Raw genomic sequence first — 22,880 nt, forward strand, 5'->3', positions numbered from 1 at the left:
GTACCGCCCTCCCGGCTCCGGGACGTACGGCAGGGCCCGGCCGGGATCAGCGGTCGGCCTCGACGGGGGGCGTCACGTCGGCGCCGGGGGAGTCGGCGCCCTTGCTCGTCTGGCCCTCGACCGACGCGACCGCGTGCCCGCCGAACTGGTTGCGCAGCGCGGCGACCATCTTCATCGCCGGCGAGTCGGCCTGGCGGGAGGAGAACCGCGCGTAGAGGGCGGCCGTGATCGCCGGAAGCGGCACGGCGTGGTCCACCGCGGCCTGGACGGTCCACCGGCCCTCGCCGGAGTCCTCGGCGTAGCCCTTGAGATCGTCCAGGTCGGCATCGTGCTCAAGGGCCCGGACCAGGAGGTCGAGCAGCCACGAGCGGATCACCGTGCCGTTCCGCCAGCTCCTGAACGTCCCGGGGACGTCGTTGACGACGTCGCTGGCCTCCAGGAGCTCCCAGCCCTCCGCGAAGGCCTGCATCATGCCGTACTCGATGCCGTTGTGGACCATCTTCGCGAAGTGGCCGGCGCCCACCGAGCCGGCGTGGACGAAGCCGTCCTCGCCCTCCGGCTTGAGCGTCTGGAAGATCGGGTCGAGCCTCTGGACGTCCTCGGCGCTCCCCCCGGCCATCAGGGCGTAGCCATTCTGCAGCCCCCAGACGCCACCGCTCACGCCCACGTCGACGAATTCGATGCCATGCTCGTTCAGCTCGGCGGCGTGCTTCAGGTCGTCCTTGTAGTGCGAGTTGCCGCCGTCGACGACGAGGTCACCGGGGGAGAGCAGGTCGCGGAGCTGCTCGATCGTGGCCCGGGTCGGCCCGCCCGCGGGGACCATGACCCACACCAGGCGCGGCGCCTGGAGCCGATCGACGAGATCCTTGAGGCTGCCGGCGTCGCTGATCGACGGATCACGGTCATAGCCGACCACGTCATGGCCGCCACGGCGGAGCCGCTCGGCCATGTTCCCGCCCATCTTGCCGAGCCCGATCATGCCGATCTGCATTTCAGCCACTCCCCAATGCGTGTCACTCGCCCACGGGCACGCAAGTACCCCGGCATAAGGGGTCCATGCCCCCGGGAGATGCTACGCCTGCGTCAGCTGGAGAGGCGGATCGGCATGATGAGGTAGCGGTAGTCCTCGCTCACCCCGTCATCCACAGGTTTGCCCCCAGTGAGGATGGCCGGCTTGGTGGACGTGGTGAACTGCAGCCGCGCGACGTCGGAGTCGATCGCCCCCAGGCCTTCCAGTAGGAACTGGTGGTTGAACGCGATGTTGATTTCCTCGCCGTCGAACTCGACCGGGAGCGCCTCGACCGCCTGCGCCTCGTCGCCGCTGCCCGCCTCCAGGACGACCTCGTCGCCGCGGAAGGCCAGCCGTACGGGGGTGTTGCGCTCGGCCACCAGGGCGACGCGCTTGACCGCCTCGACGAACGCGCCTGTGGACAGGTCGGCGCGCGCGGAGAACTCGGTGGGAAGCAGCGAGCGGTACTTGGGGAACTCCGGGTCGAGAAGCCGGGTCGTCGTCCTCCGGCCGGAGCTGGAGAACCCGATCATGCCCTCACCGGTGCCGCCGACCGAGCTCAGCGCGATCTCGACCTCGGCCCCCGTGGCGCCCAGAGCCTTGGCCGTGTCCGCGAGAGTACGGCCCGGCACCATCGCGATCGCCTGGAAGCCGGGCTGCTCCGGCTGCCACTTCAGCTCACGCACGGCGAGCCGGTAGCGGTCGGTGGCCGCCAGGGTGACGGTGTCGCCCTCGATCTCCATCCGGACGCCCGTCAGCATGGGCAGCGTGTCGTCCTTGCCCGCGGCCACGGCGACCTGGGCGACGGCCGAGGCGAACACGTCACTGCCGACCCGTCCGGCGGCGGGGGGCATAGCGGGCAGCGAAGGGTAGTCCTCCACAGGCATGGTCAACAGGGTGAACCGGGCGCTGCCACACGTGACGACGGCCTTGGCCCCGTCCACGACGAAGTCGACGGGCTGGGCGGGCAGCGCGCGAGTGATCTCGGCGAGCAGCTTGCCGGAGACCAGGACCACGCCGGGCTCGCCGGTCTGCGGTTCGAGGGTCACCTCCGCCGAGACCTCGTAGTCGAATCCGGAGAGCTTCAACTGCTGCTCCTCGGTGACCTCCAGCCTCATGCCCGCCAGCACCGGCACCGAAGGCCGGGCCGGAAGGCTGCGTGCGGTCCACGCCACGGCCTCGGCGAGCACATCGCGTTCGATCCGGAACATCACGGGGATCAGCCTCCTGGGTGTCGGTGCGTCGTCAAGTGTTCCATCTCTCGCACCGTGGCTCCTCCAGAACCCTTCTATGGTTCTTGAGTTCTTAGTGAGAGAGATATTGGTCATCTCATTAGGGGCCGTGGATATGTGGATGTCGAGCATATTCGCAGGTCAGGCGCGATGTTTCATCCACCGCCCATGTGGGGAAGGGGTGGATGGGAGCGCTGTGACTGTGGGGAAGGACGGTGTTCCCACACCGGTTCCCCAGCTTGGGGGCCCTTCATCCACGAGTTACCCACGATGTTTCCACCGGTTGTCCACGGGACAAAAGGGGCCGGCGAGAACGGCGGAACGGGAACGCACAGGGCGTCCCCAAGTCGTCCACGAGTTGTCCCAAGGCCATCCCCAGGCTTTCCCCATGTTCGTCCCCAACTCTTAACAGCCTATTTCGGGCGAGCGATGGGCAGGGGCCGGGGAGAAGCGGGGAGAAGACGCCGCCAGCGTGCGGCGGATTTGATCCACAGAGATATCCACAGGCTGTGCATCACGTGTTGCGAGCGCGCTGCTTCACCCGCGTCGTCAGCTCGTTGACCTGGTTGTACATCGAGCGGCGCTCCGCCATGAGCGACCGGATTTTGCGCTCGGCGTGCATCACGGTTGTGTGGTCACGGCCGCCGAACTGCTGGCCGATCTTCGGCAGGGACAGGTCGGTGAGCTCGCGGGCCAGGTACATGGCGATCTGCCGGGCCGTGACTAAGGCGCGTGACCGGGAGCTGCCGCACAGATCGTCGAGCGATACGCCGAAATACTCGGCGGTCGTCGACATGATCAGCGAGATGGTGATCTCCGGGCTGGCGTCCTCGCTGATCAGGTCCTTCAGGACGATCTCGGCCAACCCGATGTCCACAGACTGGCGGTTGAGGCTCGCGAAGGCGGTGACCCGGATGAGGGCGCCCTCCAGCTCGCGGATGTTGGTGGCGATCCGGCTGGCGATGTACTCGAGCACGTCGGGCGGCGCGGCCAGGCCCTCCTGGATCGCCTTCTTGCGGAGGATCGCGATGCGGGTCTCCAGCTCGGGCGGCTGGACGTCGGTGATCAGGCCCCACTCGAAGCGGTTGCGGAGCCGGTCCTCCAGGGTGACGAGCTGTTTGGGCGCCCGGTCACTGGAGATGACGATCTGCTTGCTGGCGTTGTGGAGCGTGTTGAAGGTGTGGAAGAACTCCTCCTGCGTCTGCTCCTTGCCCTCCAGGAACTGGATGTCGTCCACGAGCAGGATGTCGACCGCGCGGTAGCGGGAGCGGAAGCCGTCCGCCTTGTGGTCGCGGATCGAGTTGATGAAGTCGTTGGTGAACTCCTCGGAGCTCACGTACCGCACGCGGGCGCCGTCGTAGAGGCTCTGCGCGTAGTGGCCGATCGCGTGCAGCAGGTGGGTCTTCCCCAGCCCGGAGTCGCCGTAGATGAACAGCGGGTTGTACGCCTTGGCCGGGGCCTCGGCGACCGCGACGGCCGCGGCGTGCGCGAACCGGTTGCTCGCGCCGATGACGAAGGTCTCGAAGGTGTACTTCGCGTTGAGCCTGGCCGGCTCGCTGGTGGTGCGGCCGCCGCGGCTGTCCCAGCGGTTCTGCACAGGCTCCGGCTTGGGCGCCGGGGGCGGCTCGGGCGAGAACCCGCCGTTGGGCGCCTGATACTGCGGCGCGGCCGGATACTGCTGCCCCGGCTGGTACTGCTGCGAGCCGTACGGCTCGGCCATGTCCTGTGGAGAAGGGTCGTCCTGGCCGAAGGGGAAACCCTGACCCTGTGGGCGGCCCTGTGGATAGTCGGTGGACGAGTTGGGGGGACCCGGCCGATGATGCTGGCCGTACGGGGGCTGCGGCTGTGGACCGCGTTGTCCACCATGTTGTCCACTGCTCTGCCCACCGGGCTGCCCGGCCTGGGGATAACCCTGGTCCTGCTGAGGGGGATAGCCGTCGCGCCGGCCGCCGTCGTCCACGGTCGCGGTGGGGTCGACCATCACGGCGATGCGCACCGGGCGGCCGAACTCCTGGGAGAGCGCGTGCGCGATCAGCGGGCGCAGCCGCACCTCCAGGACCTCCTTGGCGAAGTCGTTGGGCGCGGCCAGGAGGATCGTGTCGTTGATCAGGCCGGACGGCTGGGTCATCTGGAGGAACGCGCGCTGCTGTCCCGAGACGCCCTCGTCGAGCAAGGTCCCGAGCGCCCGAGCCCATACCGCGTTGAGGTCGACGCCTTCCATGGCTCGGCCCCTCCTCCCTTGCGCGGCCCCCGCTGGCTCGCCGCGATCCGTTTCCACTCCAGCCCGGCCGGGGGCGCCCGGTGGTCCCGGTCCCCGCTACGTGATCCACATGGAGATCCACATGAGATCCACACGATGTGCACAGCCCGCACATCGTCCCCGGGCGCAATCCACGGTGATGAGGGGAAGGGCCGGAGGGCCGAGAGTAGTGGTGTGCCCAACCTGCGTTCAAGACGTTGTCCACAGCCTAACGGGCTGGGGTTGCTCACCGTACGGGCTTGTTCTTTCCCGTTCCTCCGTGCGTTGGGGATGCCCGGGGGTCGTCCGGCCGCCGTGGAGGTCCTCCTTGGACGACGGGTGGCCGGAGCATGTGGAGACGGTGGGTAGGGTGGTGGCTGGTTTGACCTGACGTGCGATCGGCCCGTAACGTATGCCGGTCGGCTAATCACGCGACGGCTATTTCGCATGCCCACGCATTTGACGAGCCGTAACCTTGGAATGTACCGCGCCCGCAGACTGCTGCGGGCGCATCTGAAGCCTGGGAGCCCACTCGTGAGCAAGCGTACTTACCAGCCGAACAACCGTCGCCGTGCGAAGACCCACGGTTTCCGGCTGCGCATGCGCACCCGTGCCGGCCGTGCGATCCTTGCCGCCCGGCGCCGCAAGGGCCGCGCCGAGCTGACCGTCTGACGACGCGAAGCCGCCGTCGCCCGCCGTCCCCAGCGTCGGCGGGCGACAGCCGTACCTTGAGGAAGACCCGGTGCTGCCGTCCGCGTCGCGCATGCGACGGGGTGACGAGTTCGCCGACGCGATACGCCGCGGGCGACGCGCCGGCCGTCCCACCCTGGTCGCGCATTTCAGCGTGCGCGAAGCCGACGAGCCGCCACTGGTGGGGTTCGTGGTGAGCAAGGCCGTCGGCGGCGCCGTCATCAGGAACCAGGTGAAGCGCAGGCTCAGACACCTGATGCGGACCCGTATGGACCGGCTGCCGAGAGGTAGCCTGCTCGTGGTACGCGCCAATCCACCGGCCGCGTCCGCGCGAAGCGAGCATCTGGCCGCCGAACTCGACGTCGCGCTCGATCGTTTACTCCGGCGGCGAGGGTCCGAGTCCCGGACCCCTACGGATGGACGGTCATGACAGGGGAGCAGCCGATCCCGGAGCAGGGGATCGCAGCCGTGGGCACCCAGCCGGCCGCCTCGGCCGGCCCGGTCGCCTGCGTCCTGATTGCCCTGATCCGGTTCTACCGGGCCTTCATCAGCCCGGTGCTCGGGCCACGTTGCCGGTTCGAGCCGTCCTGTAGCGCCTACGGCCTGGAAGCGATCGCCGTTCATGGGGCCCCTATGGGGGTATGGCTGACCGTTAGGCGTATCGGGCGATGCCATCCGTTCCATCCGGGCGGTTTCGACCCGGTGCCCCCACCCCGAGTCCGGTCTCACGACGAAACGCAAGGGAGCTAGCTCGGTGGAGCTGCCATTCCTGAATTGGCTGTATACGGCAGTGGCCTGGGTGATCACCCGGATCCACACGGGCTACAGCACCTTCATCCCCTCAGACAACGGGCTGAACTGGGCGCTGACGATCATCACGCTGACCGTGCTGATGCGCCTGCTCATCTTCCCGCTCTTCCTCAAGCAGATGCGCTCGTCGAGGAAGATGCAGGAGCTCGCCCCCAAGGTGCAGGAGCTCCGCAAGCGGTACAAGAACGACAAGCAGCGCATGAACCAGGAGGTCATGCGCGTCTACCAGGAAGCCGGCGCCAACCCTCTCGGCGGTTGCCTTCCCGTCGTCGCGCAGTTCCCGATCTTCATCTCGATGTTCACCGTGCTGCGGGCCATCGCGAGCGACCGGGTCGCCTTCGGCATGACGAAGGAGCTGGTGGACAGCGCGCGTCATGCGCACATCCTGGGCGCACCCCTGCCGGCCACCTTCTTCACCAACGCCGCGGACGTCGCGAAGTTCGGCGCCGATCCCGTGATGACGAAGATCGTGCTGGCCTGCTTCGTCGCGATCAGCTCCTTCACCACGTTCCTCACCGTCCGGCAGAGCGTGACGCGCTCCATGCAGCAGATGCCGGACAACCCGATGGCGCAGCAGCAGAAGATCCTCATGTACATCTCGCCGCTGTTCGCCGTCTTCAGCCTGAACTTCCCCCTCGGCCTGATCCTCTACTGGGTGACCACCAACCTGTGGACGCTTGGCCAGCAGCACTGGTTTTACAGCCGTCACCCGATGCCGGTCATCGACGAGAAGGGCAACGTCACCACGCCCGAACCGACGAACGGCATCTTCACGAAGTTGGTGGGAAAGCCCAAGGCAGCGGCCCCGGCGGAGCCGTCCCCGGAGCCGGAGGCCAAGATCGTCCGTCAGCAGCCGGCGCGCCAGCCGCGGAGCAAGCGCACCGGCAGCAAGAAGCCGTAGGAGAAGGAGAGTCCGGAAGTGACCGAAACTGAGGAGACCCTCAAGCCTGCTCCCAACGTCGAGGCCCTGGAACAGGAAGGCGAGATCGCGGCCGACTACCTGGAGGGCCTGCTCGACATCGCCGACCTCGACGGTGACATCGATATGGACGTCGAGGGCGACCGGGCGGTGGTCTCGGTCGTTGGCATCAAAGGCGGCGACCTCGTGGGGCCTGGGGGAGAAGTGCTGGAGGCGCTCCAGGAGCTGACCCGCCTCGCGGTGCACCGCCAGACGGGGGAGCGGTCCCGGCTCATGCTGGACGTCGGGGGCTACCGGGAGCGGCGCAGGGCCGAGCTGACCAAGATCGGGTCCGCCGCGGCCCAGGACGTCAAGCGCAGCGGCGAGCCGAAGGCGCTCCAGCCGATGACGCCGTTCGAGCGGAAGATCGTGCACGACGCGGTCGCCGCGGCCGGGCTCCGTAGCGAGTCCGAGGGCGAGGAGCCGCGCCGGTTCGTCGTCGTCCTTCCCGCGTAGCCGGGGTAATCACAGCGATCGTAGTGCGGGAAAGCCGCCGGTCCTCCTCGCGGGACCGGCGGCTTTCTCCATCCTGTACGGCCTTGCCCTCCGGGCGGGGGTGGGAGCACTACCCTTGGCCCGAGAGCGTTCCTGGATGAGTGAGTGAATGACCGAGAGCAACGAGTTGCCCGAGCCGCCTCCTGTGGCGCCTGAGGTTTTCACCGGGGAGGCGCTGGACCGTGCCCGGACGTTCGCCGAGCTGCTCGCCGGGCCCGGAGTCGTCCGCGGGCTGCTGGGCCCGCGTGAGGTTCCCCGAATCTGGGACCGGCACCTGCTGAACTGCGCCGTCGTGGCGGAGGCGCTCGGGGAGAACACGACCGTCGTCGACATCGGCTCCGGCGCCGGGCTGCCCGGTCTCGTCCTCGCGATCGTCCGGCCCGATGTCACGGTGACGCTCCTGGAGCCGCTGCTGCGCCGGACGGTCTTCCTCTCCGAGTGCGCCGAGGCGCTCAAGCTCGGCAATGTCGAGGTGGCGCGCGGCCGGGCGGAGGAGCTGGCGGGAAAGCGGAGCTTCGACGTGGCGACGGCACGCGCGGTGGCGCCGCTCGACCGCCTGCTCGCCTGGTCCCTGCCCTTGCTCCGGGACGGCGGAGAGCTGCTGGCGATGAAGGGAGAGCGGGCCGCCGAGGAACTGGAGGCGGCCAGACCTCTACTGAAAGCCTCAGGGGTGAGATCGGCCGAGCTTGTCACGGTGGGGCGCGGTAGGGTCGAGCCGCCCGCCACTCTGGTCCGCGTGGTCGCCGGACCATCTCCATATGCGACAGCGGCGCAGTCGAGTGGACGGGGTGCGCGGCGGCGACGGAAGAGGTGAGCGTCTTGCCGGGTGCGGCACAGGGCCTGGGTTGGCCGGAGAGCCCCCTCGGCCTACCCTTGGAGATCGCGACAGCAAGCCGGCCTTCGGGGGTTGGCTGGCCTCTTTTCTCTGCTTCGCAGGTCGAAAGGACGACGACCGTGTCCCAGACCCCCCTTAACTCCGGTGATTCGCCGCTGGTACGAGAGGCACTGAGCTCTGTGGTTTCACGTGAAACAGCCGCGCCCCCACTCGCGGCTGCGCCTGCCGTCGGTTATTCGGCACGCAGTGAAGGGGACTGGCCGAGGCCGCCCAAATGCCGGGTGATGACCGTGGCCAACCAGAAGGGCGGGGTAGGGAAGACCACCACGGCCGTCAACCTTGCCGCCGCGCTCTCCATGCACGGACAGCGGGTGCTCGTTGTGGACCTCGACCCGCAGGGCAATGCCTCGACCGCCCTGGCGACCGAGCACCGGGCGGGTGTGCCCTCGGTGTATCAGGTCCTGGTCGACGACCTTGCCCTGTCGTCCATCGTGACGCCGGTCCCCGATATGCCGGGGCTGTTCTGCGCGCCCGCGACCCTCGACCTGGCGGGCGCGGAGATCGAGCTGGTCCCCATGGTCGGCCGCGAGACCCGGTTGAAGCGCGCGCTGGCCAATTTCGAGGCGATGGAGTTCGACTACATCCTCATCGACTGCCCGCCGTCGCTCGGGCTGCTGACCGTGAACGCGATGGCGGCGGCGCAGGAGGTGCTGATCCCTATCCAGTGCGAGTATTACGCGCTCGAAGGTCTCACCCAGCTTCTGCAGAACGTTGAGCTGGTTCGCGTCCACCTGAACCAGACGCTGTCGGTCTCCACGATCCTGCTGACGATGTACGACGGCAGGACGAGGCTGGCCTCCCAGGTGGCCGAGGAGGTGCGCTCCCACTTCGGCGACACGGTGCTCGACGCGGTCATCCCGCGTAGCGTCCGGGTCTCCGAGGCGCCGAGCTACGGGCAGTCCGTCATGACCTACGACCCCGGGTCGAGCGGGGCCATGGCCTATATGGAGGCGGCCCGCGAGATCGCCTACCGGGCGGCGGCCCTGCACCAGCCGTAGACCCCTCGTCGGCCCGGCTCCGTGTGGTGATGCTCATAGAGGAGTCCGCGCAGCGGTAACCTCTCGTGGTGTGCGTAGAGTGCCCAGCGGCCGAAGGTCGCTGGGCACTGCCTTCTGTGCGGTGCTTAAGGAGCAGCGGTGACTCAGCAGCGTCGGGGACTGGGCAAGGGCCTTGGGGCTCTGATTCCCACGGGACCGATCGTCGACCCAGCGGTCGCGACGAGCTCTCCCTCCGAGGATCCGGGCGACTCCGGGCTGAGGCCGGTCGAAGGGGCCCACTTCCAGGAGATCGCCGTCACCGCGATCTCGCCCAACCCGCGGCAGCCGCGTGAGGTCTTCGACGAGGAGCGCCTGGAGGAGCTCGCCGCCTCGATCGCCGAGGTGGGTCTGCTCCAGCCGGTGGTCGTCCGCTCTGTCGGTGACGAGCGCTTCGAGCTCATCATGGGGGAGCGGCGGTGGCGTGCCTCGAAGCTCGCCGGTCTGGAGCGGATCCCGGCGATCGTCCGGACCACGCAGGACGACGAGATGCTGCGCGAGGCGCTCATCGAGAACCTCCAGCGCGAGCAGCTCAACTCCCTGGAGGAGGCGGCGGCCTACCAGCAGCTGCTCGACGACTTCGGCGCCACCCATGAGGTGCTGGCCAAGAAGGTCGGCCGATCCCGCTCGCACATCAGCAACACGCTGCGCCTGCTGAACCTCCCGCCCAACGTCCAGCTCCGCCTCGCGGCCGGCACCATCAGCGCGGGCCACGCACGAGCGCTCCTGTCGCTTGACGACCACGCGGCCCAGGAGCGGCTCGCGAGCCGGATCGTCGCCGAGGGGCTGTCGGTCCGGACGGTCGAGGAGATCGTCGCGCTGGGAGACGCCGCCTCGGGGCCCGCGCCGCGCAAGCCGAGGGCGAAGCAGCCCACCGCCCCGGCGCTCCGCCATCTGGCGGACCGGCTCTCGGATCACTTCGAGACCAAGGTGAAGGTCGACCTAGGCCGCCGCAAGGGCCGGATCGTCGTCGAGTTCTCCACGATCGACGACCTGGAGCGCATCATCGGCACGATGGCCCCAGAGGCGAGCAACACGATGCGCGGCCTCTCGGCCGAGTAGACGGCTCGCGGAGCGAGAGCGGCCGGGTGCGGAGGCCGTCGTAAGACCGTGCCACGAGACCACCGCGCCCGTGCCCGCGCCCGGCCGCGAACGCGGCCTCACCAGACCGCAAGCATCACGGTCGGCCGGAGTGCCCGCCCGCTCTCGCATCGGCTTCGTTTCACGTGAAACAGCACCAGCACTTCCGCCCTGCCCTGATGCGCTTACCGTTGTGTTTCACGTGAAACAGCACGAGCGTCGTTATGCGCCTGGGCCCGGTTCACGTGAAGTCCAATGCCGGACCGCTGTTTCACGTGAAACCGGGCCCAGGATCTACCCTCGGTGGGCGGCCATCTCCAGGAGGCCCTTGCAGAGCGTGCCGAGATCCCGCCCGGCCGCCCCGGCCGCCATCGGAAGCAGCGATGTCTCCGTCATACCGGGTGCCACGTTCACCTCAAGGAAGTACGGCCGGCCGGCGGCGTCCACGATGAGGTCCGTGCGGGAGATATCCCGGAGGCCGAGCGCGGTATGGGCGGCCACGGCCATCGCCGCGCATGCCTCCGTCGCCTCGGCGGGCAGCCGGGCCGGAGCGAAGAACTCCGTGTGCCCGGCTGTGTAGCGGGCCGCATAGTCGTACACGCCGCCGTCCGCCACGATCTCCACGGGCGGCAGCGCCACCGGCCCGTCGCCCAGATCGACGACGGACACCGCGACCTCCACTCCCTTGATGTACTTCTCGATCAGCGCGGTGTCGCCGTACGCGAAGCACCCGACCATCGCGGCGGGCAGTTCCTCGGCGGTCCGCACGATCGATGCGCCCAGCGCGGAGCCACCGCGTGACGGCTTGACGAACAGGGGCAGCCCGAGCCGCTCCACGATCCGGGCGAGGACGGCGGCCGCGCCGAGATCGTGGAAGGTCTCCTTGGGCAGCGCCACCGAGTCCGGCGTGTTCAGTCCCCAGGACCGGACGACCGCCTTCGCCGTCGGCTTGTCAAATGCCACACGGCAGGCGTCCGGCGTGGCGCCCACGTACGGCACGCCGAGGAGCTCCAGGACGGACCGAATGGCGCCGTCCTCACCCGCGCCGCCGTGGAGCGTCACGAAGGCCGCGTCGGGCGGATCCGACAGCACGGCGGGGACCAGAGTGGCGTCGGTGTCCCGCGTCTCCACGTCGACCCCCGCCGCCCGGAGCACCTCGGCGACCCGGCGGCCCGAGCGGATGGACACCTCGCGCTCGTACGACAGCCCGCCCGCCAGGATGAGCACGTGCCCGAGATCGCTCATGCGGAGCTCCCCGGAAGCGGCCGGGTGCCCGCCCGCCCGGTACGCGCTCGCACCGGCCCCCCTCGCGGCGCCGCCACGGAGAGCCGTCCTTCGGTCATCGTTCGCTCGCTCACGGAGAGGGCCTTTCTCGCCTCGAGGAGTCCTGTACGGCCAGCCCGAACAGGCTAGCCGTACAGCGACTCAGGCGAGGTCGGGGCCTGGCGTGTCGACGCCGGCGTGCCCGGGGGCGGACCCGGTGCCGAACGTGTCGCGGAGCTGCAACTCCTGGTCGATCACCCCGGCGAGGCGGCGTACGCCCTCACGGATGCGGTCGGGCTCGGGGTAGCAATAGGACAGCCGCATGTGCTGGGCGCCGCCGCCGTCCGAGTAGAAGCCGGTGCCCGGGACGAACGCGACGCGCTCGGCGACCGCGCGCGGGAGGATGGCCTTGGAGTTCAGCCCCGCGGGAAGGGTCATCCAGACGAAGAAGCCGCCCGCGGGATGGGTCCACGAGCAGCCGGGCGGCATGAGCACCTGTAGAGCGCCGAGCAGCGCGTCGCGTCGCTCGCGGTAGAGCTCCCGGAACGTCTTGATCTGCTCGCGCCACGGCTGGGTGGCGAGGTAGTGCCCCACGGCGAGCTGGGTGAAGGACGAATGCGACAGCACGGCCGACTCCATCGCGAGGATGAGCTTGTCGCGCACGGCGTGCGGAGCGAGCGCCCAGCCGACGCGGAAGCCCGGCGCGAGCGTCTTGGAGAACGAGCCCAGGTAGACGACGCCCTCGGGGTCGTCGGCGCGGAGCGCGCGCAGTGGCTCCCCGTCGAAGCCGAGCAGTCCGTAGGGGTTGTCCTCGACGACGAGCACGCCCGCCCGCTGGCAGATCTCCAGCACCTGGCGGCGGCGCACCTCGTTGAGGGTTACGCCCGCCGGGTTCTGGAACGTCGGGATCGTGTAGAGGAACTTGATGCGGTTGCCCGCGGTCTGCAGGGCGTAGATGGTCTGCGCGAGCGACTCGGGGATCAGCCCCTGGTCGTCCATCGCGATGTGCACGACCTTGGCCTGGTAGGCGCTGAACGTGCCGAGAGCGCCCACGTAGGACGGCCCTTCGGCCAGGACGACGTCGCCCGGGTCGATGAAGATTCGCGTGATGAGGTCGAGGGCCTGCTGCGAGCCGACCGTGACGACGACGTCGTCGGCCCCGGCCTCGATGCCCTCCAGCCGCATGACCTCGCAGATCTGCTCACGGAGGGCGGGGTCGCCCTGGCCCGAGCCGTACTGGAGGGCGACGGGGCCGCGCTTGGCGACCAGCTCGGCGACGAGCTCGCCGACCACGTCGAGGGGCAGGGCCGTGACGTACGGCATGCCGCCGGCGAGCGAGACCACCTCGGGCCTCGAGGCGACGGCGAAGAGAGCTCGGATTTCGGAGGCGACCATTCCGGCGGCGCGGGCGGCGTAACGGTCGACGTAGGCGTCAATGCGCGACCCTTGGGGCGCGTTAGTCCGACCGTGATCGAGCTCCTGCGACACGGTCCACCTCCGATCACATAGCCGAGAAATCTAGAGTACGGTAGCGCGCCACGCCGATCACAGCAGGCCCTTGACGATGAAGGGCCGCCGTCCTTGCTGCTCCATGCCATTCCTGAGGGCCCAGTGGCCGGTGATACGCATAAGACCGCCGTGGAAAGAGGGGCGGATGAACGCTGTGGCGGCCGACCCGTGACGTCTCCCTGAGTTACGATGCGAGCTGGAGACGCCGTATTCGCGCGCTTTTCTGGCAGCACTCCTGGCGGGGATTGGGGCATCACGTGTCGCGTCGGCTGGCCAACGTCACTCTCGACAATCTCGACGACCTGCCACGCCGATGCAGGCGCTGCGTGTTCTGGGAGCTCGACCCCGTCAGCGGCGAGCGGGCCGTACAGGCCGGTGATCCGGGCCTGGAGAAGGAGGCGTGGATCTCCGGAACGCTCCTGGAGTGGGGGAGCTGCGGGAAGATCGCCTATGTCGACGGGGTGGCGGCCGGCTTCGTGCTCTACGCGCCGCCGCTCTATGTGCCGCGCTCGATCGCGTTCCCGACCTCACCGGTGAGCTCGGACGCGGTGCTGCTGATGACGGCGCACATCATCCCCGAGTTCTCCGGGGGAGGGCTCGGCCGGATGCTCGTCCAGGGCGTCGCGAAGGACCTGACCCGCCGGGGCGTCCGCGCGATCGAGGCGTTCGGCGACCTCAAATGGGAGCAGCCGAGCTGCGTCATGCCGGCCGAATACCTGCTGTCCGTCGGGTTCAAGACGGTGCGCCCGCATCTGCGGTTCCCCCGGCTCCGCCTGGAGCTCAAGACGGCCGTCTCCTGGCGTGAGGACGTCGAGGTGGCCCTGGAGCGGCTTCTTGGGTCGATGTCCCCCGAGCGGGCTCTACGGCCCGTTTGAGGCCATCTCAGGAGGCCGCCTGATCGTGAAAAACCCCCCGTGCCGGAGCGCGGGGGGTTTTCCGTTGGGTGGGGTGCCGCCGGAAAGGCGGTGGTACGGCTCGCGTGCCGCAGGGGGCGTCAGATGATGCCCTCGAGCTCGCGGAGCAGCATCGCCTTCGGCTTCGCGCCGATGATCTGCTTCACGACCTCTCCACCCTTGTAGACGTTCATCGTCGGGATCTGGAGTACGTTGTAGTCCCGCGGAACCGACGGGTTCTCGTCGATGTTCAGCTTGACCACCGTCAGCTTCTCCGCGTGCTCGTTCGCGATCTCCTCCAGGATCGGCGCGACCTGGCGGCACGGCCCGCACCACTCCGCCCAGAAGTCGACCAGGACCGGCTTGTCGCTCTTGAGGACCTCGGCCTCGAAGTTGCCGTCGGTCACGCTCTTGATGGCGCCCAAGGTTTTCTCCCCTAGCTCTGTGTGGTCGGTGTAACCGCGGGGGCGGCCCCCGCATTCCCGGTCAGCCCCCCGGTTCAGCTCCGGTCAGCCCTGGCTGGCGAGCCAGCGCTCGGCGTCGAGCGACGCGGAGCAGCCGGTGCCGGCGGCCGTGATGGCCTGCCGGTAGATGTGGTCGACGACGTCGCCCGCCGCGAAGACTCCGTCGATGTTCGTCCGGGTGGTGGGCGCCTCGACGAGGATGTAGCCCTCCTTGTCGAGAGCCACCTGGCCCTTGACCAGCTCGGTGCGCGGCTCGTGGCCGATCGCGACGAACACGCCGCTGACGGAAAGCTCGGTCTCCTCGCCCGTCTTGACGTTGCGGATTCGCACCCCGGTGACGCGGGTGTCGCCCAGGATGTCGACGACTTCGCTGTCCCAGATGAAGCGGATCTTCTCGTTGGCGAACGCGCGGTCCTGCATGATCTTGCTGGCACGCAGTTCGTTCCGCCGGTGGACGACCGTTACCGAGCGGGCGAACCGGGTCAGGAAGGTGGCCTCCTCCATCGCCGTGTCGCCGCCGCCGACGACCACGATGTCCTGGTCGCGGAAGAAGAAGCCGTCACACGTGGCACACCATGACACGCCGCGGCCGGATAGGTGCTTCTCCTTCTCCAGGCCGAGCTCGCGGTAGCGCGACCCGGTGGCCAGGATGACGGTCTTGCCGTAGAACGTGTCGGTGTGAGTCTTCACGACCTTCGGGTTGGCCTCGAGGTCGACCTCGATCACGTCGTCGGCGACCAGCTCGGCTCCGAACCGCTCCGCCTGCTTGCGCAGGTTGTCCATCAGGTCCGGCCCCATGATGCCGTCGGGGAAGCCGGGGAAGTTCTCCACCTCCGTGGTGTTCATGAGGGCGCCGCCGGCGGTCACCGACCCCTCGAACACGAGAGGCTTGAGGTCGGCGCGCGCCGAGTAGACGGCCGACGTGTAGCCGGCCGGCCCCGACCCGATGATGATCACGTTACGGACGTCGCTCAACGGAATCGCCTTCCCGATGCGGTGTGTGCAGTCGCGTCAACAGATCCTAGGCGTTGCGGATTCCCGCCCCCGACATGCGGACACGGTGAAGCCCCCCGGGCGGGTCGCCTGAGGGGCTTCGTTCAGTCAGTCGTACGGCTGCCGCGTCCCGTCAGCGCCACGTGGCGAGGCCCTGCGGGCGCAGGCTCTTGCAGTCTGAGTCCACGACCACCACGCGCACGGCGTTGATGGTCTTGTCCTCCCAGAAGGCCATGATCGTGGCCTCGTTGCCGTTGTAGAGGGCCTTGTCGACGCCGATCGGCTTGCGGTCGAGCTGGCTGGAGAACCGCTTGACGCACTTGTCGAGGTCCTGGTCGTCGTTGGTCCCCGAGCCGGGCGCGACGCCGAAGTAGCCCAGCAGCGGCCCGCTCAGCTCGCGAGTGGTGTAGTTGTGGCCGCTGGCGTAGACCGAGTAGGAGATCCTCCCCTTGAGCTCCGTCTTGGAAGGCGTGACGCTCGGGCCTCCCGCTCCCACCACGGACGGCGACTGCGAGCCGCCCGCCGAGATCAGGCTGGTGGCCAGTCCCGCGCCGCCGATGACGACGGCCGCCGCCGCGGCAGCGGCGACCGGCATCGCCCAGAGGCGCCGGCGGGACCCCTTCTTCCGCCTGACCGGTGTCACGATCGTCCCGTCGTCCGCGACCACGCCCAGGGAGACCGGTGCGAGGTCGGGGGCGGGCGCCGGATCGGGTGCGGTCTCCCAGGGGGAATCCTGCATGATGCGGTCCCAGTCGGGCGCCTCGGCGACACGGAGGCCGCCGTCGCGACGGCCCTCCAGATCGTGCTCGCCCAGCGAGCGGGTCGTCTCAGCGGCCAGCGCGCGGTCGATGCGCATGGCGACGCCGAGAGGCATCGCCGGCACCGGCATCGCCGCGAGGACCTCGCGAACCGCCGCCAGGTCGGCAAGGCTCTCCCCGCAGGGATCGCAGATCGCGATATGCTCGCGGACCTGCCGGGCCGTGGCGTCGTCAAGGAGGCCCTCTGCCAGCTCGGCGAGAATCTCCAGGTCGTAGTGCGTTTCACCCGTCACGAAGTTCTGCTCCCTTCGCGGATGAGACGCGAGTGAGGTCTGATCGGTTCCGCAGATGCGAAAGAATCGGAACAAGTTTCGCCCTACCGCGGGCGCATCGGCTCTTGACGGTTCCGGCGGGGACGCCGAGCACCGTGGCCGCGTCCTCGACCGAGTAGCCCATCATGTCGACCAGTACGAGAGCCGCTCGCTGGTCGGCGGGCAGAAGCTTGAGCGCGGCCGTGACCTCCATGGAGACCTCGCGATCGCCGGTCTGGTCGGCCGTCGGGGCGTCCCGCTCGGCGGCCTCCATCAGCTCGTCGTCGGCGACGGGCCGCACGGTCTTGCGGCGCATCCGGTCCAGGCACGCGTTGACCACGATGCGGTGGAGCCACGTGGTGACGGCGGCCTCGCCACGGAAGCTCTCGGCCTTGCGGTAGGCCGACACGAAGGCGTCCTGTACGGCGTCGGCCGCCTCGTCCGGGTCGCCGAGCGTCCGCAGCGCGACCGCCCACATGCGGTCGCGGTGGCGCTTGACGATCTCGCTGAACGCGTGCGGATCGCCGCCGATGTGGCGGGTAAGAAGATCGGCATCGGTCAGCGCCGGACGCGCGGCGTGCTCAGCCGTTGGGGGATTCTCTGGTGGGGAGTTCACAAGGCCTGCTATGCCGATCCTGGGGAATGCACCGTTACGTCGTAGATGGTGCCACGATACTTCCCCTCATAGGGGGGCAGACGTGTGAACCAGATCAAAACGTACTGACCGGTTGTGGCCTTGGACGGCGTGAGTGTGACCGTACGGGACGCGTTGTCCGCCTTGGCCACGGTCTTGAGCGAGGAGAGGTCGGCGACGTCGCCGACCTTGAGCTCCACGTCGGACCCCGCGGTGTCGGCCAGCGAGACGACCACGTTGGCGATCGGGACCGGCTTGCCCATGTCGAGGATGAGGCCGACGCCGTCCTTGAGCCGCCCGAGCTCCGGGCTCTGATAGGTGTCGGTGTGCCAGTCGGTGGAGGACTTGCCGTCGATGGCGAGGGCGGCCATGTCCGGGTTCTCCGCCTTGTCGTTGCCCAGGGGGTCGAAGCCCGTGGCGCTGGTGGGCTTGAGGGTCACCGGCTTGTGCGACGCCGAGGGGGAGGCGACGGTGGTCTCCGTCGTCCGCGGGTTGTTGCCGAGGCTCTTGCCCACGGTCCACGCGCTGACGCCGACCGCGGCCATGACGAGCAGGACGATGATCGTCAGGAGGACCTTGCTCGCGGCCCCGGTCTGCGGACGCGGGGCGGCCGGGTTGGGCAGGGTCTGCGGCATGGGGATGGCGCCCGGGGCCATCGTGTCCGGCGCCTCGGATCGCAGGTTGAGCGCCGGCGGCGTGGCCGACGCCGGAGCGGGCGCGGGACGCGGCACCTCGGAGAGCGCCTCCGCGACGTCCGCGGGGGTCGGCAGCGGCGGCTGGCCCCGCCGTGCCTCCTGCAGCAGCGCGCGGCAGGCGATGGCGTCCAGATAGCTGGGCACTCCCGCCCTGACCTGGCGCGGTGTGCAGACCTTGCCGTCGTCGAGCGGCGCGGGGGGAAGCCCGCAGTCGATGTCGCCGGGCCAGTGGCCCGTGAGCGCGGCGTACAGCAGGCGGCCCAGGCCCTCGGCGTCCTCCCGGGCGGGTTCGTCGCTGGACAGGCCGAGGATCGCGGCGTCCACCGCGAGGCCGAGCAGCTTGACCGTCCCGCCGGACGTCCAGACGAGGCGGTCCGGCGTGAGGTGCAGGTGGATGAGCCCGGCCGCGTGGGCGTGCGCGAGCGCCTCGGCGGCCTCGGCCACCAGGGCTGCGCCCCGCTCGGGGTCGATGGGCCCGGCGGCCAGCAGGTCGAGGAGCGATTCGCCGGTGACCCACTCGCTCACCACGTAGGCCGTGCCGTCCTCGTCGGCGGCGTCGAAGACCTGGGTCAGGCGGGGGTCGGTGAGGCGGCTCGCCGAGCGCGCGGCGGTCACGACCTCGTCGACGCGGGAGAATTCAGGACTGAAGGTGTGGACGGCGACCGGCCGGGCGAGGATCTCGTCGATGGCCTTCCAGAGCGTCGCACCGCCGGACTCGTTGACCCGGTCCTCCAGGCGGAAGCGGTCCGCCAGCCGGGTTCCTGGTTCGACTGTGGACATACTCATGGGGCCGCCTCAATCCGCGGCCGATCGGCATGCATCAGCCGATGCCGGGTGGTTTCGCCCACGCCTTCCCGCTTCCGCTCGCCGGTCGAACTCTAGGCGACCATGCTAGTGCCGTGCCGGTCCTGCCCGCCTTCCCGATCGAAGACGTCCGAATCGGACTTTTGGGTTAGCTTCCGCTTCCGGTCACTCTTGAGGACTCTTATCGTCCTACCCGGCTTGTCACGAGTCCAATGATGGAGCTCACCTCGGGGACCCGCATCCGATGGGCCGTCAGCATGTACAGCGCCAGGCCGAGCCCTCCGCCGGCCGCCAGCACGACAGCGGAGCTGAACGCGGTTATCTCGGTGATCTCCCTGGTCAGCCATAGTACGGCCAACGCGAGGACGGCCGCCGGGATCGCCGCGACGTACATCCGCGACAGCCCGGACGCCACGTCTCGGCCGCCGAGGCCGCCCACCTTCCGGCTCGCCAGGACCCACGCCACTCCGCTTCCGATGACGTAGGTGATCGTGAAGGCGAACGCCAGGCCGATGACGATGTAGCGAGCCGGAAGGATGAAATACGCTACGAGGCTCAAAGTCGCATTTATCACTACGTTGACTCCGGCGATGACGGCCGGGGTCTTCGTGTCGCCGAAGCTGTAGAAGATCCGCAGCAGCAGCTGAAAGATCGAGAACGGCACCAGCGCGAGGCCGAAGACCTGGAGCACGTTGCCGATGTAGCGGGCGTTCTCCGGTGTCATGTGGCCCCACGAGAAGATCAGCGTGGTGACGGCCGGGCCGAGGACCAGCAGCAGTAGCCCGGCCGGGACGATGGCCGCCGCCACGAGCCGCACGCCCGAGGCGAACTCCGCCCGCGCCGAGCCAAGCTCTCCGTCGTGGACGAACCTGCTCATCCTGGGCAGCATCGCGGTGATCACGGACACCGCGATGATCCCGTACGGGAGCTGGAAGAGCTGGAAGGCGTACGCGTAGGCGCTGTTTCCCGCGCCGGGGGCCCGCTCGCCCGCGCCGGTGGCGAGCTTAGTGGTGACCCAGAACCCGAGCTGCGTGACGCCGACGTACACGAACGTCCAGGCGGCCGTCCTGCCCGCCTCGCCCAGGCCGGTGTCGCGCACCCCGAACCGCAGGCGGAACCGGAAGCCGGCCCGGTGCAGCGCGATGACGAGGACCAGCGCCTGGGCCACGATCCCCGCCGTGGTGCCGGCGCCCAGCAGCGCCAGGTCGCGGCCGGTGACCTTGTCGATGCTGTCGGAGCCGACCGCCCAGTAGGCGATGCCGATGCCGATGACGACCACGTTGTTCAGCACGGGCGCCCACATCGGCGCGGCGAACCTGTCCCGCGTGTTCAGGATCGCCCCGGCCATGGCCCCGACCCCGAAGAACGCGATCTGCGGCAGGATGAACCTGGCGAGCGTGGTGGCCACGTCGAGCTTGTGCGGCGTCCAGTTGGCGGCCGTGTACAGCTCCATGATCGGCCGGGCGAGCAGCACGCCGATCGCGGCGATCAGGGTGAGCACGACGATCGCCAGCGTCATCAGGCGCTGCTCGAAGGCCTTGCCGCCGTCCGCATCCCGCTTCTGCGCGCGCACGATCATGGGGACGATCACGCTGCTCAGCACGCCGCCGATCAGCAGGTCGAACAGGATGAACGGAATCTGGTAGGCCGCGTTGTAGGCGTCGCCGAGCGCGAGCGTGCCGATCGCCCCCGCCAGCACCGCCGTACGCAGGAAACCGGTGAGCCGCGAGACCATCGTCCCAGCCGCCATGATCGCGCTGGCCCGCAGCATCCTGCTCATGTCGTTCCTTCAGTTCGTGGCGCCGGGAGTGCGGGGAGCACCGCCGGACGCCTCCTCGGGTGGTCCAAACTACGCGGGCGGCGTCTCCCCACGCTCGACCGGTACGGCATGGGCGCCGGGGAGGGGGTCGAGCGCGGGCTCGCCCCCGGGATAAGACTCGGCGGCCGGCTGCGCCGGGCTGAACGGGAAGGACTTCCTGGACCGGCGGCGGAGCATCCGCATGACCACCGCCGCCAGCATGATCGTGAGAGCGGCTCCGACGATGACGAGGGCGATGCCGGTGTAGCCGGTGGCGCGCACGGTGACGTGCACAGGCTTGCCGTACCGCTTGTCCTCGCCTGTGAGGAGCTGGATGGCGATGGTCGCCTCGCCACCGCCGCCCGGCACGGTCACCGGCACGTTCACGAGCTGGCTGCGCGCCTTCAGGACGGTGATCTGGTCGGTCTCGTACGCCCCTCCGGGGACGTCGATCGCCAGCCGGGACGTGTTGTCCGAGGTGACCCGGATCTTGATGACGATGTCCTTGTCCAGGTTGTTGGCCACGCTGACCGGCACTTGGCCGTTGGCCCCCGCCACCGCGCGCGGGCTGTCGATGACCGACACGTCGTCCAAACGGTCGTCGATCGCGGCCTGGACCTGGAGGACGTAGGCGCCGGCCCGCTTGGTGTCGCCCCGCCACGACGCCGAGGTCAGCCTGAGGATGGCGTCGTGGAAGAGCTGGGTGTGCTCCTTGGTGATCGTCGCCGCCGCGTCGGCCTTCTGGCCGAGCTTGCGCACGGTGCTCAGGTAGGAGCGGCCCAGCTCGGCCTGCCGGTCGCGCTCGGTGTACACGAGGTCCGCCCGCGGCGCCGGAGACCGCGCCGGCTTGACCGAGTCGAGCGAGGTGAACCGCAGCCAGGGGGCGCTCGACGTCGCCTGGAGCAGCGCCGAGAGGAAGGCGGGATCGGGGTTCCAGAGCCGCGTCGTGGGCGCCGCGACGACCGTCCGCGCGGCGTGCCGCGCGCTCTGGTCCGGTGAGAGCTGCTGGCTGGGCTGGCCTGTCTGATTCGGCTGCTCGAAGGCGAGCATGGCGGTCTCGGCGAGGAACCGCTGCCGGGCGAGGGTCGCGCTTCCCGGCGCGTAGACCTCCCCGCTGAGGATCTGGCTCAGCACCGGATCCGCGAGCAGCGCGGTGATCCGCCCGGACACGGTGTCGAGGCCGGTCGCCGCCTCCGTCGCGGCGGCCGCGGCGGCTGGGTCGGCCGTCGCGGGGTCATGCGTAGCCGGGGGAGAGGCCGGGGGGAGCGCGTCGCCGGAGAGCACCACGGACGTCACTCCGGCCGTCGCCAGCTCGTCGATCGTGTCGCGGTCGATCGTGTCGCCGGCCGGCCACGCCGTCGAGGTTCCGATCTCCCGGCCGAGCAGTCCGGTGGCCACCGCCGCGCCGCGCTGCAGGGCCGCGACCGCCGGCGCGTCCAGCCGGTTATGGACGAGCGCGGCCATGTCCGGGTCGGCGTACGGCGTCGCCACCACGTGCTTGCCCGCGAGAGCCGTGCGCAGGCTGTCGAGCCACTGCCCGGCCCCGGCGTCGGCCGTCTTCCGCTCGCCGCTGTCGCCGCTCCGCACGGTGTACGGCCCGGCCGACATCTGGCGGACGTCCTCGAGCAGAGCCGGGTCGACGAACCACGTGACGTTCTTGTTCGCCCCCTGGGCGAGCTTCAGCAACTGGGCGAGGCGACCGGAGGCGACCGACGTGCGGAGATCGTCGTCCATGAAGCTCGCGTCGTCCGCGCGGTGTGGCCGGTCCACGATCGGCAGCGCGAGGGCCAGCTTGACCTTGGGAACCGGCTCACCCTTGGGGACGTACGGCAGGAAGGTCCGCTCGATCGCGATCCGCTGGCCGGTCGTGGCGTCGAGCACCTCGATGGCGAGTGGGTAGACCCCGAGCCGCGACATGCCGAGCTCCTGCGGCGTCACGGTGAACTGGAAAGGCAGCTTTCCCGACTCGTCGAGTGGGGTGGCCTGGACCATCGTGTTGTACGACGGGGGAAGGGAGCCGTCGGCCGCGAAGCTCGCCATGTCGGAGCGCAGCCGGAACGGCTGGCCCTTCGCGTAGTGAATCCGGACCTGGACGGGCGTCTGCGGCCTGCCCGTGACCGTGCCGGAGATCGTGATCGGTGTGGCGGGCTCGCTCGTGACCTCCGGGGTGATCTGGCCCACGAGGAGCGGATCCGCCGGAGCCGTGGACACTGCGACCACACGTCGCGGGGCCGCGACAGCCGTACCGGCCATGCTCGGGGGGGCGAGCAGGGCTGCGGTCATCAGGGTCAGCAGAGCGGCCTTACAGATCATGTG

General features: G+C 69.4%; 21 protein-coding genes. 9 read left to right on the forward strand and 12 right to left on the reverse strand.

The features are described 5' to 3' along the window. Positions 1 to 46 precede the first annotated feature (46 nt). The 3 genes from gnd to dnaA all read right to left on the reverse strand — a co-directional run bounded on the left by gnd (position 47) and on the right by dnaA (position 4,462). Positions 47 to 991 (reverse strand): phosphogluconate dehydrogenase (NAD(+)-dependent, decarboxylating), encoded by a 945-nt coding sequence (gene gnd / locus N5079_RS31145; RefSeq protein ID WP_261587752.1) that lies wholly within the window; start codon positions 989 to 991, stop codon positions 47 to 49. Positions 992 to 1,083: 92 nt separating this feature from the next. Further along, positions 1,084 to 2,223: a DNA polymerase III subunit beta gene (gene dnaN, locus N5079_RS31150; RefSeq protein ID WP_261587753.1), complete on the reverse strand. Its 1,140-nt coding sequence runs from the start codon at positions 2,221 to 2,223 to the stop codon at positions 1,084 to 1,086. A 532-nt stretch (positions 2,224 to 2,755) separates the two neighbouring features. Then, entirely contained in the window at positions 2,756 to 4,462 is a 1,707-nt protein-coding gene (gene dnaA / locus N5079_RS31155; RefSeq protein WP_261587754.1) for a chromosomal replication initiator protein DnaA, read from the reverse strand. 552 nt (positions 4,463 to 5,014) lie between these two features. Here dnaA and rpmH point away from each other — a divergent pair. From rpmH to N5079_RS31195, 8 genes are all read left to right on the forward strand, one after another. Then, positions 5,015 to 5,152 carry a 50S ribosomal protein L34 gene (rpmH, locus tag N5079_RS31160; protein WP_015772801.1) on the forward strand — a complete coding sequence of 46 codons (138 nt, stop codon included), beginning with the start codon at positions 5,015 to 5,017 and terminating at the stop codon, positions 5,150 to 5,152. 70 nt (positions 5,153 to 5,222) lie between these two features. Next, positions 5,223 to 5,600: a ribonuclease P protein component gene (gene rnpA / locus N5079_RS31165; RefSeq protein ID WP_261587757.1), complete on the forward strand. Its 378-nt coding sequence runs from the start codon at positions 5,223 to 5,225 to the stop codon at positions 5,598 to 5,600. Positions 5,601 to 5,638: 38 nt separating this feature from the next. Then, positions 5,639 to 5,920: a membrane protein insertion efficiency factor YidD gene (gene yidD, locus N5079_RS31170; RefSeq protein WP_410007848.1), complete on the forward strand. Its 282-nt coding sequence runs from the start codon at positions 5,639 to 5,641 to the stop codon at positions 5,918 to 5,920. Between the two features lie 4 nt (positions 5,921 to 5,924). Further along, positions 5,925 to 6,881, forward strand: a complete 957-nt coding sequence (yidC, locus tag N5079_RS31175; protein ID WP_261587759.1) for a membrane protein insertase YidC — start codon at positions 5,925 to 5,927, stop codon at positions 6,879 to 6,881. 18 nt (positions 6,882 to 6,899) lie between these two features. Then, complete coding sequence (locus N5079_RS31180) at positions 6,900 to 7,394, forward strand: protein jag (protein WP_261587760.1); 495 nt, start codon at positions 6,900 to 6,902, stop codon at positions 7,392 to 7,394. A 148-nt stretch (positions 7,395 to 7,542) separates the two neighbouring features. Further along, positions 7,543 to 8,247, forward strand: a complete 705-nt coding sequence (rsmG, locus tag N5079_RS31185; protein WP_261587761.1) for a 16S rRNA (guanine(527)-N(7))-methyltransferase RsmG — start codon at positions 7,543 to 7,545, stop codon at positions 8,245 to 8,247. 305 nt (positions 8,248 to 8,552) lie between these two features. Next, entirely contained in the window at positions 8,553 to 9,326 is a 774-nt protein-coding gene (locus N5079_RS31190; RefSeq protein WP_261587762.1) for a ParA family protein, read from the forward strand. Positions 9,327 to 9,464: 138 nt separating this feature from the next. Continuing rightward, positions 9,465 to 10,424, forward strand: a complete 960-nt coding sequence (locus tag N5079_RS31195) for a ParB/RepB/Spo0J family partition protein (protein WP_261587763.1) — start codon at positions 9,465 to 9,467, stop codon at positions 10,422 to 10,424. Between the two features lie 312 nt (positions 10,425 to 10,736). On the opposite strand, the gene N5079_RS31200 is transcribed toward N5079_RS31195, so the two are convergent. Further along, positions 10,737 to 11,687 carry a D-alanine--D-alanine ligase gene (locus N5079_RS31200; protein WP_261587764.1) on the reverse strand — a complete coding sequence of 317 codons (951 nt, stop codon included), beginning with the start codon at positions 11,685 to 11,687 and terminating at the stop codon, positions 10,737 to 10,739. A 180-nt stretch (positions 11,688 to 11,867) separates the two neighbouring features. Further along, entirely contained in the window at positions 11,868 to 13,193 is a 1,326-nt protein-coding gene (locus N5079_RS31205; protein ID WP_410007847.1) for a PLP-dependent aminotransferase family protein, read from the reverse strand. Positions 13,194 to 13,471: 278 nt separating this feature from the next. Between N5079_RS31205 and N5079_RS31210 the strand changes: the two genes are divergently transcribed. Continuing rightward, on the forward strand, positions 13,472 to 14,089 hold the full coding sequence (locus N5079_RS31210; protein ID WP_261587765.1) for a GNAT family N-acetyltransferase: 618 nt from the start codon (positions 13,472 to 13,474) through the stop codon (positions 14,087 to 14,089). A 119-nt stretch (positions 14,090 to 14,208) separates the two neighbouring features. On the opposite strand, the gene trxA is transcribed toward N5079_RS31210, so the two are convergent. The 7 genes from trxA to N5079_RS31245 form a co-directional block, all read right to left on the reverse strand. Beyond that, positions 14,209 to 14,532, reverse strand: a complete 324-nt coding sequence (gene trxA / locus N5079_RS31215) for a thioredoxin (protein WP_261587766.1) — start codon at positions 14,530 to 14,532, stop codon at positions 14,209 to 14,211. An 84-nt stretch (positions 14,533 to 14,616) separates the two neighbouring features. Next, the gene (gene trxB, locus N5079_RS31220; protein ID WP_261587767.1) at positions 14,617 to 15,546 is read right to left on the reverse strand and encodes a thioredoxin-disulfide reductase; all 930 of its coding nucleotides are present in this window, start codon (positions 15,544 to 15,546) and stop codon (positions 14,617 to 14,619) included. Between the two features lie 151 nt (positions 15,547 to 15,697). Next, positions 15,698 to 16,615, reverse strand: a complete 918-nt coding sequence (locus N5079_RS31225) for an anti-sigma factor family protein (RefSeq protein WP_261587768.1) — start codon at positions 16,613 to 16,615, stop codon at positions 15,698 to 15,700. After that, positions 16,605 to 17,249: an RNA polymerase sigma factor SigM gene (sigM, locus tag N5079_RS31230; protein WP_261587769.1), complete on the reverse strand. Its 645-nt coding sequence runs from the start codon at positions 17,247 to 17,249 to the stop codon at positions 16,605 to 16,607. Before sigM ends, N5079_RS31225 begins: the two co-directional genes overlap by 11 nt. A gap of 8 nt (positions 17,250 to 17,257) precedes the next feature. After that, positions 17,258 to 18,748 carry a protein kinase family protein gene (locus tag N5079_RS31235; protein ID WP_261587770.1) on the reverse strand — a complete coding sequence of 497 codons (1,491 nt, stop codon included), beginning with the start codon at positions 18,746 to 18,748 and terminating at the stop codon, positions 17,258 to 17,260. A 199-nt stretch (positions 18,749 to 18,947) separates the two neighbouring features. Then, entirely contained in the window at positions 18,948 to 20,546 is a 1,599-nt protein-coding gene (gene murJ / locus N5079_RS31240) for a murein biosynthesis integral membrane protein MurJ (protein WP_261587771.1), read from the reverse strand. Positions 20,547 to 20,615: 69 nt separating this feature from the next. Next, positions 20,616 to 22,877, reverse strand: coding sequence for a DUF6049 family protein (locus N5079_RS31245; protein ID WP_261587772.1), 2,262 nt, complete (start codon positions 22,875 to 22,877; stop codon positions 20,616 to 20,618). Positions 22,878 to 22,880: the final 3 nt, after the last annotated feature.

This window comes from Planotetraspora sp. A-T 1434 (assembly GCF_025420585.1).
Classification (GTDB): domain Bacteria; phylum Actinomycetota; class Actinomycetes; order Streptosporangiales; family Streptosporangiaceae; genus JAOEGB01.

Coding starts and splice junctions, on each gene's coding strand:
- gnd (WP_261587752.1), bottom strand. CDS start 991: ATGCAGATCGGCATGATCGGGCTCGGCAAGATGGGCGGGAACATGGCC.
- dnaA (WP_261587754.1), bottom strand. CDS start 4,462: ATGGAAGGCGTCGACCTCAACGCGGTATGGGCTCGGGCGCTCGGGACC.
- rsmG (WP_261587761.1), top strand. CDS start 7,543: ATGACCGAGAGCAACGAGTTGCCCGAGCCGCCTCCTGTGGCGCCTGAG.
- N5079_RS31190 (WP_261587762.1), top strand. CDS start 8,553: ATGACCGTGGCCAACCAGAAGGGCGGGGTAGGGAAGACCACCACGGCC.
- N5079_RS31200 (WP_261587764.1), bottom strand. CDS start 11,687: ATGAGCGATCTCGGGCACGTGCTCATCCTGGCGGGCGGGCTGTCGTAC.
- N5079_RS31235 (WP_261587770.1), bottom strand. CDS start 18,748: ATGAGTATGTCCACAGTCGAACCAGGAACCCGGCTGGCGGACCGCTTC.
- murJ (WP_261587771.1), bottom strand. CDS start 20,546: ATGAGCAGGATGCTGCGGGCCAGCGCGATCATGGCGGCTGGGACGATG.
- N5079_RS31245 (WP_261587772.1), bottom strand. CDS start 22,877: ATGATCTGTAAGGCCGCTCTGCTGACCCTGATGACCGCAGCCCTGCTC.